Here is a 12,675-nt window from a genome sequence, read left to right as displayed (position 1 = left end):
TCGGCCGATTGGGTGGCCGCTCCCGTCACCAGACCTTGCGGCTTCCTGGCTGCTGAATGTCGTCCGAGTGTCCCGGCCTTACCTGCCCTTATGAACCCCTTGAGGCCCCCGCGCGCAGGTCTGCTTTTCGCATCTAAGGTCCGGTGTGGCCTGCTCCGCTCGGTCGAGCCCAGGAAAGGAGGATGCGCGGGAATAAGAGGGTTCGCCCCAAGCGCGCTCTGCGGCTGGGTTCCAGATAGCTGTTGCTGCGTGTCCGCTGCGGCTGAGGGCGAAGGTGGAGCATCCCGAGGGAATCGAACCCTCGTCCTCAGCTTGGAAGGCTGTGGCTCTGCCATTGAGCTAGAGATGCGAAATAGAGACGCTCCGCACTTCACCCCGGCCAAGGCTCAACGCCCTGCGTGAGGTGGGGGATCGGCGCGGCCACATGGCCCCTGTTCGGATCAACGCCGGTCGTCCCCGGCAGGCGAAGCCTGACCGTTACCCCACCTCTACCCCGCTTTCCTCACAACCGCAACACCTTGTGAGCACAAAAAGCGAACCGCACTATTAGGCCGCTCTCAGTTGGTCGTCGTCATAGGTCAGCTCTCCCCGGATGAACTTGGTGTCGAGGATGATCCGCACCTTCCCATCAGGCAGCATGGAGTCGACCTTGGCGTCATAGCCCTTGAAGTGGCCCGCCGTGATCTTCACCATTTCGCCCGGCTTGAACTCTGGCCGCTTGGCCCCGGTGCGGTCATAGGCGCCCTCGTCCTCAGCGGCGGCGAAGCGCAGGATGTCCCAAGGGCTGACCTGAATGGGCGTCCCGTTGACCCCGACGACGGAATGAACCCCATCGGTACGGCGCAGGTCGTAGATCGACTGGCCCGGCTCCAGCGCGGCGAACAGGTATCCGACCATCAGCGGACCCTCGACCCGTTTCCGCTCCCGACCGTTACGGCGCCACTTCGCCTCTACCGGCATGTAGGTGGTGAAGCCGCGCTCTTGCAGTCCATTGAGGGCCTTACGCTCGCACCGGGCATTTGTCCTGACCACAAACCACGCCTGGCGCTCCTGCGGGTCAAGCTTGGCTTTCAGGTTCCAGCGCTGATCGGTCATTTCACCTTCCCCTCTTCCACGCGGATCATCCGCTTAAGCTCGTTGGCGACTGCCTCGACCGCCCGTGCCGTAGGCTTGCTGGCCATCTGTCCCGCCTTGGCTGGCGTCAGGTGGCCCGCCTTGTTTGCCCCCTCCGCTAGATCGCAGAGGATCGGGTAGAGGACGCGGGTCAGATTGTGGTCGAGCGGGGTCATGCGGCGCGGGACACAGGCGCCATCTGATCGAACCGGGCGGCATCGAAATACGGGGGCTCGATCAGTTTCACGCACTGCTGGTTCATCACCTTCATCGCGGCCCCGTTTTCTCTCAGCCGCTCCCAGGCGATGTGAGTGCGGGGCAGCAGGCGGCCCGCGTAAAGCTCGGCCCCCGAGAGGTAGCTGTCAGCAAAGGCCTCCGAGGTGGCGCGAGCCATCGCAGTGTAGAAATCGACATCAACGGTCAGGGGGAGCTTAGGCATCGGCGGCCTCCAGAAGGGCTCTGCGGCGGGCTTGAAGTTCGGGGCTCATGGGGGCCGGGGCGACCGTTCCGGTCGGGCTTGATCGCCCAGCAGCAGGCGGACCGTAGTCGTCCTCCCATCGCTCCTGACTGAGCCAGGTGGCGGGGTTCGGCTTGGTGTAGGTCGGGTCGTTCCAGCAGGCGGAGGCGACCGCTCGCTCCAGAGCCGCCAGCATCACGCCGAGAGGATCGCCCCCGTCCTTGCGGATTTTCTTGGCCGCCGCCTCGAATGCCCGGCGAGCAGCCCCCTTGCCCGTCTTGGCAGGGTAGGCTTTCCAGAAAACATCGAACGAAGTCGTCCGCGCGTCCTCCGAAGAAGGTTTACCTTCTGAGGAGGTATGAGGGTTACTTACGGTTTCCCCGCAGGAGCTGCGGGGGTTAGCGTCGTTTTCTGCGGGGGCGCATTTGCTGCGGGGCGCATTTGCTGCGGGGGTGACGGTGTATATTACGCCCCTTCCGGCGCGCTCGTCGCGAGCCAGAAAACCAGCCTCGCACAGGCGCTTGATGGCGCCTTGAATTGCGCGTTCAGACAGGCCTGATTTCTTCTTTAGGTCCAGCCTTTCCGTTTGCTTGCGAGACGCTACAGCTATCCACGTCACACCGTCGTCGTTTGCGGCGTCAGCAAGGGCCAAAAGCACCATCTTGTCAGACGGCGGCAGGTCCATGCGCCACACCTCTGTCATCAGGGCGATGCTCATGTCAGGCGGCCACCTTCATGGCCCGCACCTCAGCCAGTCTGCGCTCATGCAGAAGCGTGTTAAGGTGCTTGGTCGCCGCGTCGATCCGGGCCTCCAGCAAGATGTCCGTCGACAGGGCTTCGTTGTCGAAGTGGCGCAGGGCGGCCAGAACCTCCCTCAGCACGTCCTCATGGGTGTGGATCAGCGCTTCGATGCGCTGGACGCCGTGCAGGATGGTGGTGTGGTCCCGTCCGCCCAGAATCCTGCCGATGGTGGGCAGGCTCAGGTGCGGGCAGACCTCACGCATGACGTACATGGCGATCTGGCGCGGTCGGGCGATGGGCTTGTGTCGCCGGTCGGAAATCAGTTGGTCGAACGTCAAGCCGTGGCGCTCGGCCACGAAGTCAGCGACCTGTCGTCCGGTGACCCTCATTGCTCCGCTCCCAGCAGGCGTCGCACGTCTTCCATGGAGACGCCGAGCTTGGTGGCGATGAACTGGGCGCCAGCGCGGGGGAACTGCTGTCGAACGGCCCAAATGTCGGACAGGTCGATGCGGGGTCGGCGCGCGGTGGCGAATATGCCTATGGATTGGCTCATTGCTTTGCCTCGGTCAGGATCACGCGGACGCAGGCGGCCTTAACGGGCTCGTCGCCGGTCCAGCGGATGGTGATGGGTTGGGAAAGGTGGTCGTCCTCGATCACGCCCTTGCCCTGGGGCGTCGGCTTGAGGGCGTCGAGGATCGGCTTGATCAGGTTGTCGAGGTCGCGGGCGCGTCGGTCGGGACGGTCGGCCAGGATCTCAGCGTGAAACCGGCCCTTGATCTCGGAGCGGGCGGCCATGGGAATGGCGGCGGCCACGGCCCGCAGCCACGCGACATATTCGCGGCTCTTGATCGGACTCTTGAGGCCGGGGACCGAGCGCCACAGGCGGTTTGCCGAGGGCGGATAAGGCAGGGTCAGCTCGATCATGCCCGCGCCTCGTCATAGGCGCGCTCTGCACGGATCAGGTGCTTGTTGGCCTCGCGCAGGACGGCGGCTGCCATGCCCATGCGGCGGGTGTCCTGGCGGTCTGTGGCGATGCGGTGTTCACGGTAGGCCTCGGCGAAGTTCTGCCGAGCGTCCTCCAGATTGGAGAGGGCGCGGGCTACAGGGTCGGGGCGGAAGAAGTGGGAGAGGATGTGGATGCGCATCAGACGCCCCTCCCGTCACGAACGCGAACGTCCGATCCGACCTTCACGGGATGGTCAGAGACAGCTTGGCCGGGGCCAGCCTTGGACGTGAAGAGAACGAGGTATTTGTCGTCCCGGCGAAGGGTGCAGGCGGTGACGTTGACGGTGCGGGTCATGCGCGCACCCCCGCCTTCTGGCGCTTATCCAGCTTGTCGGTGTTGCCGACCGAGGTCTTGAGCCATGCGTCCAGGTCGCGGCGCTGGACCTTGCGGAACAGAGCCGGGTGGAAAAGAGCGTCCATATGTATCGAGCCGGGTTTGTGGGCCACGATACCAGCGAGCTTCACGCCGACCGTTTCGCCGTCATCCCAAGCCACGACGTTTCCGTACTGATCTCTCTGAAGAGCGACCTCGCGGACGACATGAATCTGCCCCACACTGATAAACAGGCTGGACTGTTTTCCGACCTTTACAACCTCGATCTCATCCCCTGGCTTGAAGTCGCACATCACGCAGCCCCCACGGCTTTGATGACGTCAGCCGCCTGCGACTGGACCTCCAGCGCCTTGCCGACGATCTGGCTGCGCTCCAGCGGGGTCACGACGCCATCGGCTTCGGCTTGACGCACAACCTTCTGAAGGTCCGCCGCCGCCTCGGTCGTTTCGCTGGCCTGGGTCGTGGCGCAGGCGGGCGCCCCGCCGTTCTCCATCGTCATGCGGATCAGGTCGATCAGCGTCTGCTTCTCGGCGTCGTTCGCGCAGTCGAGGAAGCGGTGCAGGGGCAACGTCGTGTCGGGGTGGTTCTCGCTTTCGTAGAGGCTCCACGCCCCCTTGTTCGACAGACCAGCGGCGAGCGCCGCCATTTCCGTCGAGCCGATGCGCTTGCGGATGCGCTTCGTCAGCGCCTTGAGGACGGGAACACTCATCGCTTGTTCTCACAACGTTCGTGGTGGATTGTTTCGGTGACGCTTGCCTCGCCCTGGGCGACAAAGGCCCCATGGACAGACAGGCAGAGGCCGCGACGGGCGGCGTGGTGGTGTGGGTCGACTTCGTGAACAGGGTCGCCAGCTACGCGCCGCTCGAACGCGAGGCCCGGATCGACTGGATGGCCCTCGCCCATGAGGCCGAGGCTCAGGCCCAGACTGCGCGAACCAGACGCCAGCGGGACCAACTGATCCGCTGCGCCCTTCAATATCGGGCGAAGGCTAGGAGTGTCTGAGGCGGCCTTGTGCATGGCGTCAGGCTCGCTTCCTGACCGGACGAACGGCCTCGATCTCTGGGCACACGCTAGCGGCCGAGACCTTTCCCTTGCTCCATGCTTCGATTTTCAGGGCAAGCCGGAGCGATGCCGGGCGATGACCGTTCTCGATTTCAGACAGCCAACCCTTGCTGTTAGGGCTGAGGCCAAGCGCGACAGCACATTCCTCCAAAGAGAGGCCGAGCGCGTTTCGATGTGTGGCGAGGTCCATGCCTCATATTCACCTGAAGTGAACATTCGGTCAAGAAGCGATATTCACTTGTGGCTTACAGACGCCGCGCAGCCGTTTTCAGATAATGTGAACATGGCTGCTCCCGAAAAACCCCTCTGGTATCTCCAGGAATGGTTCGCCACGCAGGACAAGATCCAGCGGACACTGGTGACTGAGTTGGGCTGGCTACCCGCCAAGGCGAACAAGATTTGGCACGGCATTCAGGAGCCGAAGCCATCAGAGATGCATGAGATCGCAGCGCTGCTGAACATTCGCCCGCATGAGCTGATGATGCACCCGGAAGAGGCTATGCGCATTCGGAGGCTGGAGGCGGTCGTTCGAGAGGTTGCAAAGCCAGAGCAGCCCAACACTGAAGATCGGTCGCGGCCCTTGCGGCAAGCGAGCTAGGCAACAAGACGGAGGGGGCGATGAAGAAACTGGCAGTTTTAGCGGCGGCGATGCTCTTGAGCGGATGCGTCACCGCCGAAACCATGATGCTTGATGATCGGACGGCGATCATCTCTGGCAGTGGGGACGAGTATAGCAGCGCCGCGCGGGTTCAAAGGCGCGTATTTGTCGAGGCAGCTACCGCCGCCCAGGCGCGTGGTTATAGATATTTCATCATTCAGAACTCTCGCGACACCACTACGACCGGAACGCGAGCCCTTCCGACGCAAACGTTCGCCAATGCGCAGGCCAACACGAATTGCGGCTATGTCACCTGCAATACTTCGGCCTATGGGCAGTCCCAGACCTTTGGTGGCGGAGTCCAGCAGGTCATTCAGCCCGGCATGGACGTGCTTGTGCGCTTCTACCGTGAGGAAGAAGTCGATCCCGAGCGAGAAGGCGTGTGGGACGCGGCAGCGATCCTTGCCGCCCAGCCGAAAAAGTAGGAAGCGCCCCTCTCTTAGGCCGCCTCATCAGCCTCCGGCGGAACGTCACCAACTGTCGCCAGAGTCTCGACCTCCGTCCAGATGTCCCCATCCGCGCGACATTCGATCTTGAAGAAGACAAGGCCATCCATGCGGTGCATCATGTCCTTTCCGCGCTTGAAAGCCGCATCTTCCGTCGCGCAAGCAATCACCTCCTGGCCCAGGAGTTGACCGTTTCTCCGCTTGAACGGAGCGACGCAAAATGATCGGGCCTTCTTCACAGCTACCCCCAAAAGTTAATAGCAACCACTGATTCCCGAACCGCCATGTCGTGTCGAGTCGCGATCCGTCATGTTCGGACGCATATTCATTTTATGTGAACATTCCGCTTGACGGCGTGTTCACTTCTGGTGAATACTCCCCTCATCAACGAGGGAGGCCGCCGTGGCCCACATCACCCACAATCAAGCCAAAGCGGAATACGACGCATACGTCGCCGCCGAGCGTGAAGCCCGCCTGGAAGAGTGCGAAGAGCGCGCCGCCCGCCTGAAGACCCGCGCCTATGCCGCCGAGTGGTCCACCCCCGGCCCTGATCCGCTGTCACCTGACAAGCGCGCTGCCCTGAACGGCGCCCTCGCACAGATCGAACGGGCTTTCGGCAAGCGGGCTGTCGTCCCTGCCTCTCGGATGGAGGCGGCGTGATGGACCTCTGCATCACCCCCGGCGTCGACAAGCTCTTTCGGCTGGCCCTCGTCGGCCCCGGCGACCGCTTCGAAGCCCTCTCCGAACACGACACCCCCGAGGCCGCCATCGCCGCCAAGCTTCGCGCTCAGGCCGCTGCTGACGACGCCCTCGCTCAACTGAACAAGCTGATGAGGACGCCAGCATGACCGACTTCTACACCGCCGGAACCCCTGTTTATCAGGCCGCCAAGAAGACCGACCAGTCCAACGGCTGGGGCTGCGACTTCCGCCCCGCACTGCCGCGTCGGTCGGTTCAGTGGTGGATCGGCAACGTCGCCTCTGCCGCCGCCTGCACCCTGTTCGTGGCCTTTGTCGCGGCTCTGCTGTGGAGCGCGTCGTGACCCTTCAACCCCTTTCCTCCGCAGCCAGAGCCGGGGCGGGTTCGTCCGCCGCAAGGTCCGCCAACAACGGCGCCCCGGATGGCTGGACCTTTCGAGCCCCCCGCCACGGCGACCTTGTGGGCTGCCCCTACTGCGCGAACCGCCTGACCGCCTGCTGCGACTACTGCGGCGACGAGGGCCAGCTGTTCGCGTCCGACATCAGCTATTTCGAGGAGAACCCCTATGGGTGAGCCCGCTATCCAAGGCGAAGTCGTCCAGGTCGAAGAGACGCAGGCGGCCGCCGTCATCAATCAGGCAGCCGCCATCATTTCGGTGATCGAGCGCGCCGCGACCAACCCCGACGTGGACATCGACAAGATGGAGCGCCTGCTGGAAATGCAGGAGCGCATCCTGCAGCGCGACGCCCGCGCCGCCTATTCCGCCGCGCTGGCGGCCATGGCGCCGGAACTGCCCTCGATTGTCGAGCGCGGGGGCATCAAGGACCGCAGCGGCAAAGTGCAGTCCACCTACGCCCTGTGGGAGGACATCAACGACGCGATCAAGCCTGTGCTGGCCAAGCACGGCTTCGCCCTGTCGTTCCGCACCGGTCGCGACGACGGCCAGATCAGCGTCACCGGCGTTCTGTCGCACCGCGAGGGTCATTCGGAAGAGACGACCATCGTTCTGCCGCACGACAGCAGCGGATCGAAGAATGCCGTCCAGGCGGTTGGTTCCAGCACGTCCTACGGCAAGCGCTACACCGCTGGCCTGTTGCTCAATCTGACCAGCCGGGGCGAGGACGACGACGGGCAGGCTGGCGGTTCGGGCGCGGTCATCACCGACGAGCAGGCAGACACGATCCGCGAGTTGATCGGCTCGACCGGAACCAAGGTCGCCGCCTTCCTCGACTATATCGGCGCGCCCTCGGTGGCCGACATCCCGGCCGACAAGTTCCAGGCCGCCATGAAGGCCTTGCTCGCCAAGCAGAAGAAGGCGGGCCAGCAATGATCGTCCAAGGTGACATTGCGCGCCTGTTCAGGGCCGACCTAGACGCAGGCCGGCTGTTTTGGGCGGTAGCTCCCAGAACCCACCCGCGCCTTCTTGGCACGGAGGCTGGGTCCGCAAGAGCCTCACATAGCGGGAAGTCCTACTGGCACATCAAGATTGGAGGCTCCCCCTTCAAGCGGTCCCATCTCATCTTCTGCCTTGTTCATGGACATTTCCCGTCGCCCTGCTGCGATCATATCGACGGCGATAGCCTGAACGACCGACCCGGCAATCTCCGCGAGGCCACCCCGACACAGAACGCATGGAACCATAAACGGCGGGCGCGACGCATCGCGCTCCCCATGGGCGTCCGTGTCACCGGATCGGGGCGGTTCCAGGCGCGGATTACCCAAAACGGGCAGCAAATCCATCTCGGCGTCTACGACACGCCCGAAGAGGCTCGCGCCCTCTACCTTGCTAAGCGGAGGGAGCTTTTCCGTGAATTCGCATGATTTTTCACAGGGCAGCGATGCTTGGCACACCGCCCGCTTGGGCAAGGTCACGGCCTCCAAGGTCGCGGACGTGATGGCGCGCACCAAGAGCGGCTACAGCGCCTCACGCGCCAACTACGCCGCCCAGCTCATCATCGAGCGCCTGACCGGCCAGCCGACCGAGGGCTTCACCAACGACGCGATGCGCTGGGGCACGGAGAAGGAGCCTGAGGCTCGCCGCGCCTATGCCTTCCGCACTGACAACGACGTGGCCGAGGTCGGCTTCGTGGATCACGCGGTCATCAGCATGGCGGGCGCCAGCCCAGACGGCTTGATCGGTGACGACGGCCTGCTGGAGATCAAATGCCCGAACACGGCCACGCACCTTGACACGCTCCAGACCGGCGCGCCGCCTGCGAAATACGTCTCGCAGATGCTGTGGCAAATGGCCTGCACCGGCCGGCAGTGGTGCGACTTCGTTTCCTACGATCCGCGCCTGCCCGAGGACTTCCGCATCTTCATCGCCCGCGTCGAGCGGGACGACGACGCCATCGCCCAGATGGAAACCGAAGTCGTGGCGTTTCTGGCTGAGATCGACGCCCGCATCAACGAACTGAACGCGCGCTACGGCGCCCAAATGAAGGACGCCGCCTGATGTCGTCGCTCAACTCTGTCCAACTGATCGGCAACGTCGGCAAAGACCCCGACATCCGCACCCTCAACAACGGCAACCGCGTCGCATCTTTCAGCCTCGCCCTATCGGACAGCTGGCGCGACAAGGCCACTGGCGAGAAGAAGGAGCGCACCGAATGGGCCAACGTGGTCGTCTTCAACGACGGCCTGGTCAAGGTGATCGAGAGCTATGTCTCGAAAGGCGACAAGCTCTACATCCAGGGCGCGCTCCAGACCCGCAAGTGGGAGAAGGATGGCGTCGAGCGATACACGACCGAAGTTGTTCTGCAGGCCTTCGGCGGCAAGCTGATCCTGCTCGGCGGCAAGCCGCAGCAGTCCGGCGATGACTTTCGTTCGGACTATGCTGACGGCTTTTCCCGGCGCGGTGGCGGTGGAGGTCATTCGGACGACGGCCGGGGACATTCTGGCACGAAGGACCATTACGACCTGAACGACGACATCCCATTCGCCACGCCGTTCGGGCTGCGCTGATGTCCCACCCCACCGCCTTCACCTGGGACGCCGAAGCCTGCGCCATGGTGCCGAAGTGGCCCCGTCTAGCCGCCTCTCGCTACGAGGGTGGCCGGGACTACCTGCTGGCCGACGTGGAGCATCGCTCGGACGTCTCCCACCGCCACGAGTTCGCTTGGCTGCGCGAGGCTTGGAACAGCCTGCCGGAAGACCTGGCCGACATGTTTCCCACGCCGGAGCATCTGCGCAAGCGGGCGCTGATCGACGCGGGCTATTTCCACGAGACGGTCATCGATGCCGGATCGAACGCCGCCGCCCTGCGCGTCGCCACCTACGCCCGGTCAAAGGATGAGTTCGCCGCTGTCGTCGTGCGCGGTCCCATCGTGGTCGAGCGGACAGCTAAGAGCCAGTCCATGCGCGCCATGGGCAAGGCCGACTTTCAGGCCAGCAAGACGGCGATCATGGAGATCATCGCGGCCCTGATCGGCGTCTCCCCGGAAACCCTCCAGCGTCAGCAGGAGGCCGCATGACCATCTTCACCTACGAAGAGCGCCACGTTATCGCCGCCGCCGCGAAGCTCCGGCGCGAAGCCAGAAAAGCTGCCACCAAGGCCCGACCGAAGAGCCCGAAGGCGGATCGGGGCCGCGAGCGCGACAACGGCTTCCGCCAGTATATCAGGCGCCAGCCCTGCGAAGCCCGTCACCTTGGCGGCTGCTTCGGGCCGGTACAACACGCTCACGTCAGCTATCGGGTGCACGGCATCGCGAACAGCTTTGGCCGGGGCGTGAAGAACCACGACCGCCACGGCAACCCGCTCTGCGCCGGTCACCACAAGATGCAGCACGACATGGGCGACGAGCGCGCCTTTTGGTCCCTGCTCGGCAAGGACGCCTACGAAACCGCCGCCGCTCACTACGCGGCCTACAAGGGGGAGATCCGCTGATGGAGGTCATCACCTGGACCAGTGCGGATCACGGCGCCATCGCCCGCATCCGCATGCCCATGCCGTCCAAGGGCAGATCCAAGATCGGCTGGTCGCCGGTCGTCATCCACGCTGAGACGGAAGAGCAGGCTCGCGAGAAGGCCAACGCCTTCTATCAGTCAGAGCTTGAGCGCCTGTCGGCCCGTGCCGATGGCAAGACCCGTCGTCTGGAGAAGATGGCCGCTGCTCGCGCCGCCAAGACCCAACAGGTGCAGCCATGACCGCCCCCGAAGTGCTGGAGGCTGAACTGGCCGAGGTCATCAGCGACGAAGAGATTGCGCGGGTCCACGGCCACGCGAACTTCGGGCCTGCCATTACGCCCCGCCAAGTGGTCAATGATGGCGTCCGCAAATACGCCGTGGGCTACCAAGGCGGCTACACCCAACTGACCATCCTGCGAGAGCACGGCTTGATCACCAAGCCCGCTCCCGGAAGCTATGCGGCAAACCTGACCAAGAAGGGCAAGCGATACGCTCGCGTCCTCTATCACGAAGACGCAGCCCTCCGCCAAGCCGCCCGCCAATCCCGTGGGGGTGAGGGATGAGGGTGCTCGACCTGTCCCGCTTCACCGCCGCCCCTGTGCGCGAGGAAGGCGGGGCGGTTCGTGCAAAACGGGCTGGCCCAGGCGAGGCAATAAACCGGGCCGTTGGAGACGAAGTAATTACCGCCAGGGTGCTGGAGTCCATTACCGCCGATGGCTGGGTGTTCGCGCACAAGGATGACCTCGCCACCCGCGAGGAAGTCCCGGTAATAGACGCTCACCCATTCGTCCAGAGCCATTCTGTTGCGCTTGAAGGTTGCTGTAAGGTCTGCGGTCGAACAGAAGACGCCCATCATGAAGCCCCGGCAGAGGCGGGAACGATCTACGGGGTGCCCGCGCATCTGTCTTCAGAAGCTGCCTATGGGTGGTCGTGCGGTTATGAAGCCGCCCTCCGCGCCCGGCCACAAGCCAGCGAGGGTGGTCTGTCAACCCTAGCGGAACTTCACGCCGCCGAACGGCTGATCGACCAACAGGCCGCAGAAATCCGACGCCTGAAAGCCCGCGAGGAGGCGCAGCCTGTGGCTTGGCCGGAAGCATGGAGCGGCCCCTGCACAGTCGGGAACATGATCGCCAACCTCAAGACGCTTCCGCCCGAAATGCCGCTATACACCGCCTATCATATCCCGATGGACGGCGAGCCTTCGCTGCTGAAGGTCAAGCGTCCGACCCTTTCGCGCGAAAGAGTTGACGGCACAAACATCAAGACCGGCGACGAGAGCGTGCCCTACAGCGCCGTCATCTGGACGGAGCCCCGCGACTTTGGAGAGGCAACCACCCCGCCCGCGCCAGAGGCTGAGAAGCTGCGCGTGGCGGTCGAGGGCCTGTTGATCTCCGCGCGCCACCGCCCTGCTTCGACCAGCAAGGAAATGGATCGGTGGGTAGAAAACTCGCTCAACCCGGCGGTGGCGTTTGCGAACCAAGCCCTCTCCGCCCTGCAACAGGAGAGGTGCGAAGTGACCGCTTGGGCTCAATATCGAAACGACTTCGAGGCCATGACGGACGCGGAGATTGAGTACGAAACGCGTCGATCACAGGACCAGCTAGACGAAGCCGAAAGCTGGCTTGAGGCCGTTGCGGCATGGAAGGCGGCTGGCCGCCCTCGCGCCCTCTCCGCAGCACCTGGGGAGGCGGGGGAATGAGCGGATACAGCCCGATCCTAGAACTTGGAGACGCCCCGATGCCTGAGACCATGAGCCCGCGCGAGAAGGTGGCGGATGCTGTTCGTGAAGCGTCACGCAGCCAATGGAACGATGGTGTTCGCGTCGGCTCCGCCAAATGGTGCAACCATCTGACCAACGCCATCCTCACCGCCCTCGCCTCATCCGGCGATCATGCTGAACTGGCGCGGGAACTTCGCAAGCATCAACATCGTCCTGTTGGGTCGCTGCGGATCGATATGAGCGATGTCCGCACGATCCTGGCGACATTCGCTGCTCACGATGCCCTCATCGCAGAGGTCGCGGCGCTGCGGGAACAGGTCAAGTTCGAGAAGCAGGTCGCTTACGACGAGAACGACCGCTGGCAAGAAGCAGAGCGCAAGCTGGCTGAGGCGGTGGGGTTGTTGCGGGAGTGGATGGGGACTTGGTTTGTCGACGCTGACAGCCGAGGCGAAAACGCCATTGCAGATGATACGCGGAAATTCCTCAGCAAGGAGGCCGAACGTGGGTGAGCGATACAACCCCTTTCTGTCAGCC

Annotated in this window: 29 protein-coding genes and 1 tRNA gene; 17 read left to right on the top strand and 13 right to left on the bottom strand. The window is 63.8% G+C overall.

Going from position 1 to position 12,675, the window contains the following annotated elements; genetic code table 11:
- Positions 1 to 275: 275 nt before the first annotated feature.
- The 11 genes from Q0581_RS13265 to Q0581_RS13215 all read right to left on the bottom strand — a co-directional run bounded on the left by Q0581_RS13265 (position 276) and on the right by Q0581_RS13215 (position 4,359).
- Positions 276 to 349: transfer RNA gene (locus Q0581_RS13265), tRNA-Gly, on the bottom strand.
- Positions 350 to 546: 197 nt separating this feature from the next.
- A complete protein-coding gene (locus tag Q0581_RS13260) occupies positions 547 to 1,095 on the bottom strand; it encodes a transcription termination/antitermination NusG family protein (RefSeq protein ID WP_298700938.1) in 549 nt (182 codons plus the stop codon).
- On the bottom strand, positions 1,092 to 1,289 hold the full coding sequence (locus Q0581_RS13255) for a hypothetical protein (RefSeq protein ID WP_298700937.1): 198 nt from the start codon (positions 1,287 to 1,289) through the stop codon (positions 1,092 to 1,094). The genes Q0581_RS13260 and Q0581_RS13255 overlap by 4 nt, the downstream gene beginning before the upstream one ends.
- Positions 1,286 to 1,552: a hypothetical protein gene (locus Q0581_RS13250; protein WP_298700936.1), complete on the bottom strand. Its 267-nt coding sequence runs from the start codon at positions 1,550 to 1,552 to the stop codon at positions 1,286 to 1,288. The genes Q0581_RS13255 and Q0581_RS13250 overlap by 4 nt, the downstream gene beginning before the upstream one ends.
- A complete protein-coding gene (locus Q0581_RS13245) occupies positions 1,545 to 2,288 on the bottom strand; it encodes a helix-turn-helix domain-containing protein (RefSeq protein ID WP_298700935.1) in 744 nt (247 codons plus the stop codon). The genes Q0581_RS13250 and Q0581_RS13245 overlap by 8 nt, the downstream gene beginning before the upstream one ends.
- 1 nt (position 2,289) lies before the next feature.
- Positions 2,290 to 2,700: a helix-turn-helix domain-containing protein gene (locus Q0581_RS13240; RefSeq protein ID WP_298700934.1), complete on the bottom strand. Its 411-nt coding sequence runs from the start codon at positions 2,698 to 2,700 to the stop codon at positions 2,290 to 2,292.
- Positions 2,697 to 2,864, bottom strand: a complete 168-nt coding sequence (locus tag Q0581_RS13235; protein WP_298700933.1) for a hypothetical protein — start codon at positions 2,862 to 2,864, stop codon at positions 2,697 to 2,699. Before Q0581_RS13235 ends, Q0581_RS13240 begins: the two co-directional genes overlap by 4 nt.
- A complete protein-coding gene (locus Q0581_RS13230; protein ID WP_298700932.1) occupies positions 2,861 to 3,235 on the bottom strand; it encodes a RusA family crossover junction endodeoxyribonuclease in 375 nt (124 codons plus the stop codon). Before Q0581_RS13230 ends, Q0581_RS13235 begins: the two co-directional genes overlap by 4 nt.
- On the bottom strand, positions 3,232 to 3,456 hold the full coding sequence (locus Q0581_RS13225; protein WP_298700931.1) for a hypothetical protein: 225 nt from the start codon (positions 3,454 to 3,456) through the stop codon (positions 3,232 to 3,234). Before Q0581_RS13225 ends, Q0581_RS13230 begins: the two co-directional genes overlap by 4 nt.
- 151 nt (positions 3,457 to 3,607) lie before the next feature.
- On the bottom strand, positions 3,608 to 3,943 hold the full coding sequence (locus Q0581_RS13220; protein WP_298700930.1) for a hypothetical protein: 336 nt from the start codon (positions 3,941 to 3,943) through the stop codon (positions 3,608 to 3,610).
- Entirely contained in the window at positions 3,943 to 4,359 is a 417-nt protein-coding gene (locus Q0581_RS13215) for a hypothetical protein (RefSeq protein ID WP_298700929.1), read from the bottom strand. The genes Q0581_RS13220 and Q0581_RS13215 overlap by 1 nt, the downstream gene beginning before the upstream one ends.
- Positions 4,360 to 4,430: 71 nt before the next feature.
- Here Q0581_RS13215 and Q0581_RS13210 point away from each other — a divergent pair, with 71 nt between their 5' ends.
- On the top strand, positions 4,431 to 4,652 hold the full coding sequence (locus Q0581_RS13210; RefSeq protein WP_298700928.1) for a hypothetical protein: 222 nt from the start codon (positions 4,431 to 4,433) through the stop codon (positions 4,650 to 4,652).
- A 19-nt stretch (positions 4,653 to 4,671) separates the two neighbouring features.
- Here the strand turns inward: Q0581_RS13210 and Q0581_RS14750 are convergent, their stop codons facing one another.
- Positions 4,672 to 4,863 (bottom strand): hypothetical protein, encoded by a 192-nt coding sequence (locus tag Q0581_RS14750; RefSeq protein ID WP_366877152.1) that lies wholly within the window; start codon positions 4,861 to 4,863, stop codon positions 4,672 to 4,674.
- On the opposite strand from Q0581_RS14750, the gene Q0581_RS13205 reads away from it, so the two are divergent.
- Complete coding sequence (locus Q0581_RS13205; protein ID WP_298700927.1) at positions 4,789 to 5,310, top strand: hypothetical protein; 522 nt, start codon at positions 4,789 to 4,791, stop codon at positions 5,308 to 5,310. The two genes, Q0581_RS14750 and Q0581_RS13205, sit on opposite strands and share 75 nt — an antisense overlap.
- A 20-nt stretch (positions 5,311 to 5,330) precedes the next feature.
- Complete coding sequence (locus Q0581_RS13200; RefSeq protein WP_298700926.1) at positions 5,331 to 5,795, top strand: hypothetical protein; 465 nt, start codon at positions 5,331 to 5,333, stop codon at positions 5,793 to 5,795.
- A 14-nt stretch (positions 5,796 to 5,809) separates the two neighbouring features.
- On the opposite strand, the gene Q0581_RS13195 is transcribed toward Q0581_RS13200, so the two are convergent.
- On the bottom strand, positions 5,810 to 6,055 hold the full coding sequence (locus Q0581_RS13195; protein ID WP_298700925.1) for a hypothetical protein: 246 nt from the start codon (positions 6,053 to 6,055) through the stop codon (positions 5,810 to 5,812).
- 163 nt (positions 6,056 to 6,218) lie between these two features.
- On the opposite strand from Q0581_RS13195, the gene Q0581_RS13190 reads away from it, so the two are divergent.
- Genes Q0581_RS13190 through Q0581_RS13130 form a run of 14 tightly spaced genes read left to right on the top strand, consistent with a single transcriptional unit; the run spans position 6,219 to position 12,650 of the window.
- Entirely contained in the window at positions 6,219 to 6,476 is a 258-nt protein-coding gene (locus Q0581_RS13190) for a hypothetical protein (protein WP_298700924.1), read from the top strand.
- Positions 6,476 to 6,664, top strand: coding sequence for a hypothetical protein (locus Q0581_RS13185; protein ID WP_298700923.1), 189 nt, complete (start codon positions 6,476 to 6,478; stop codon positions 6,662 to 6,664). The genes Q0581_RS13190 and Q0581_RS13185 overlap by 1 nt, the downstream gene beginning before the upstream one ends.
- A complete protein-coding gene (locus tag Q0581_RS13180; protein WP_298700922.1) occupies positions 6,661 to 6,858 on the top strand; it encodes a hypothetical protein in 198 nt (65 codons plus the stop codon). Before Q0581_RS13185 ends, Q0581_RS13180 begins: the two co-directional genes overlap by 4 nt.
- Positions 6,855 to 7,088 carry a hypothetical protein gene (locus Q0581_RS13175; RefSeq protein ID WP_298700921.1) on the top strand — a complete coding sequence of 78 codons (234 nt, stop codon included), beginning with the start codon at positions 6,855 to 6,857 and terminating at the stop codon, positions 7,086 to 7,088. The genes Q0581_RS13180 and Q0581_RS13175 overlap by 4 nt, the downstream gene beginning before the upstream one ends.
- Positions 7,081 to 7,845 (top strand): ERF family protein, encoded by a 765-nt coding sequence (locus tag Q0581_RS13170; protein ID WP_298700920.1) that lies wholly within the window; start codon positions 7,081 to 7,083, stop codon positions 7,843 to 7,845. The genes Q0581_RS13175 and Q0581_RS13170 overlap by 8 nt, the downstream gene beginning before the upstream one ends.
- Positions 7,842 to 8,336 carry an HNH endonuclease gene (locus Q0581_RS14745; RefSeq protein ID WP_366877139.1) on the top strand — a complete coding sequence of 165 codons (495 nt, stop codon included), beginning with the start codon at positions 7,842 to 7,844 and terminating at the stop codon, positions 8,334 to 8,336. Before Q0581_RS13170 ends, Q0581_RS14745 begins: the two co-directional genes overlap by 4 nt.
- Positions 8,323 to 8,970 (top strand): lambda exonuclease family protein, encoded by a 648-nt coding sequence (locus Q0581_RS13165; protein WP_298700919.1) that lies wholly within the window; start codon positions 8,323 to 8,325, stop codon positions 8,968 to 8,970. The genes Q0581_RS14745 and Q0581_RS13165 overlap by 14 nt, the downstream gene beginning before the upstream one ends.
- Positions 8,970 to 9,479, top strand: a complete 510-nt coding sequence (gene ssb, locus Q0581_RS13160) for a single-stranded DNA-binding protein (protein WP_366877137.1) — start codon at positions 8,970 to 8,972, stop codon at positions 9,477 to 9,479. Before Q0581_RS13165 ends, ssb begins: the two co-directional genes overlap by 1 nt.
- Entirely contained in the window at positions 9,479 to 9,988 is a 510-nt protein-coding gene (locus Q0581_RS13155; protein ID WP_298700918.1) for a hypothetical protein, read from the top strand. The genes ssb and Q0581_RS13155 overlap by 1 nt, the downstream gene beginning before the upstream one ends.
- Complete coding sequence (locus Q0581_RS13150) at positions 9,985 to 10,401, top strand: hypothetical protein (protein ID WP_298700917.1); 417 nt, start codon at positions 9,985 to 9,987, stop codon at positions 10,399 to 10,401. Before Q0581_RS13155 ends, Q0581_RS13150 begins: the two co-directional genes overlap by 4 nt.
- Positions 10,401 to 10,661 carry a hypothetical protein gene (locus Q0581_RS13145; RefSeq protein WP_298700916.1) on the top strand — a complete coding sequence of 87 codons (261 nt, stop codon included), beginning with the start codon at positions 10,401 to 10,403 and terminating at the stop codon, positions 10,659 to 10,661. Before Q0581_RS13150 ends, Q0581_RS13145 begins: the two co-directional genes overlap by 1 nt.
- Entirely contained in the window at positions 10,658 to 10,984 is a 327-nt protein-coding gene (locus Q0581_RS13140) for a hypothetical protein (protein WP_298700915.1), read from the top strand. The genes Q0581_RS13145 and Q0581_RS13140 overlap by 4 nt, the downstream gene beginning before the upstream one ends.
- Before the next feature lie 2 nt (positions 10,985 to 10,986).
- Positions 10,987 to 12,120 (top strand): hypothetical protein, encoded by a 1,134-nt coding sequence (locus tag Q0581_RS13135; protein WP_298700914.1) that lies wholly within the window; start codon positions 10,987 to 10,989, stop codon positions 12,118 to 12,120.
- Positions 12,121 to 12,158: 38 nt separating this feature from the next.
- Complete coding sequence (locus Q0581_RS13130) at positions 12,159 to 12,650, top strand: hypothetical protein (protein ID WP_298700913.1); 492 nt, start codon at positions 12,159 to 12,161, stop codon at positions 12,648 to 12,650.
- Positions 12,651 to 12,675: the final 25 nt, after the last annotated feature.

The sequence above is a fragment of the uncultured Brevundimonas sp. genome (assembly GCF_937863155.1).
Lineage (GTDB): Bacteria > Pseudomonadota > Alphaproteobacteria > Caulobacterales > Caulobacteraceae > Brevundimonas.
The sequence above is the reverse complement of the archived record's forward strand: the minus strand, read 5'-3'. Positions and strand labels throughout refer to the sequence as shown.

Excerpts from the sequence above, each read along its gene's own strand:
- Q0581_RS13260 (WP_298700938.1), bottom strand. The coding sequence starts at position 1,095 with ATGACCGATCAGCGCTGGAACCTGAAAGCCAAGCTTGACCCGCAGGAG.
- Q0581_RS13255 (WP_298700937.1), bottom strand. The coding sequence starts at position 1,289 with ATGACCCCGCTCGACCACAATCTGACCCGCGTCCTCTACCCGATCCTC.
- Q0581_RS13250 (WP_298700936.1), bottom strand. The coding sequence starts at position 1,552 with ATGCCTAAGCTCCCCCTGACCGTTGATGTCGATTTCTACACTGCGATG.
- Q0581_RS13245 (WP_298700935.1), bottom strand. The coding sequence starts at position 2,288 with ATGAGCATCGCCCTGATGACAGAGGTGTGGCGCATGGACCTGCCGCCG.
- Q0581_RS13240 (WP_298700934.1), bottom strand. The coding sequence starts at position 2,700 with ATGAGGGTCACCGGACGACAGGTCGCTGACTTCGTGGCCGAGCGCCAC.
- Q0581_RS13235 (WP_298700933.1), bottom strand. The coding sequence starts at position 2,864 with ATGAGCCAATCCATAGGCATATTCGCCACCGCGCGCCGACCCCGCATC.
- Q0581_RS13230 (WP_298700932.1), bottom strand. The coding sequence starts at position 3,235 with ATGATCGAGCTGACCCTGCCTTATCCGCCCTCGGCAAACCGCCTGTGG.
- Q0581_RS13225 (WP_298700931.1), bottom strand. The coding sequence starts at position 3,456 with ATGCGCATCCACATCCTCTCCCACTTCTTCCGCCCCGACCCTGTAGCC.
- Q0581_RS13220 (WP_298700930.1), bottom strand. The coding sequence starts at position 3,943 with ATGTGCGACTTCAAGCCAGGGGATGAGATCGAGGTTGTAAAGGTCGGA.
- Q0581_RS13215 (WP_298700929.1), bottom strand. The coding sequence starts at position 4,359 with ATGAGTGTTCCCGTCCTCAAGGCGCTGACGAAGCGCATCCGCAAGCGC.
- Q0581_RS13210 (WP_298700928.1), top strand. The coding sequence starts at position 4,431 with ATGGACAGACAGGCAGAGGCCGCGACGGGCGGCGTGGTGGTGTGGGTC.
- Q0581_RS13205 (WP_298700927.1), top strand. The coding sequence starts at position 4,789 with ATGACCGTTCTCGATTTCAGACAGCCAACCCTTGCTGTTAGGGCTGAG.
- Q0581_RS13200 (WP_298700926.1), top strand. The coding sequence starts at position 5,331 with ATGAAGAAACTGGCAGTTTTAGCGGCGGCGATGCTCTTGAGCGGATGC.
- Q0581_RS13185 (WP_298700923.1), top strand. The coding sequence starts at position 6,476 with ATGGACCTCTGCATCACCCCCGGCGTCGACAAGCTCTTTCGGCTGGCC.
- Q0581_RS13180 (WP_298700922.1), top strand. The coding sequence starts at position 6,661 with ATGACCGACTTCTACACCGCCGGAACCCCTGTTTATCAGGCCGCCAAG.
- Q0581_RS13170 (WP_298700920.1), top strand. The coding sequence starts at position 7,081 with ATGGGTGAGCCCGCTATCCAAGGCGAAGTCGTCCAGGTCGAAGAGACG.
- Q0581_RS14745 (WP_366877139.1), top strand. The coding sequence starts at position 7,842 with ATGATCGTCCAAGGTGACATTGCGCGCCTGTTCAGGGCCGACCTAGAC.
- ssb (WP_366877137.1), top strand. The coding sequence starts at position 8,970 with ATGTCGTCGCTCAACTCTGTCCAACTGATCGGCAACGTCGGCAAAGAC.
- Q0581_RS13155 (WP_298700918.1), top strand. The coding sequence starts at position 9,479 with ATGTCCCACCCCACCGCCTTCACCTGGGACGCCGAAGCCTGCGCCATG.
- Q0581_RS13150 (WP_298700917.1), top strand. The coding sequence starts at position 9,985 with ATGACCATCTTCACCTACGAAGAGCGCCACGTTATCGCCGCCGCCGCG.
- Q0581_RS13145 (WP_298700916.1), top strand. The coding sequence starts at position 10,401 with ATGGAGGTCATCACCTGGACCAGTGCGGATCACGGCGCCATCGCCCGC.
- Q0581_RS13140 (WP_298700915.1), top strand. The coding sequence starts at position 10,658 with ATGACCGCCCCCGAAGTGCTGGAGGCTGAACTGGCCGAGGTCATCAGC.
- Q0581_RS13130 (WP_298700913.1), top strand. The coding sequence starts at position 12,159 with ATGCCTGAGACCATGAGCCCGCGCGAGAAGGTGGCGGATGCTGTTCGT.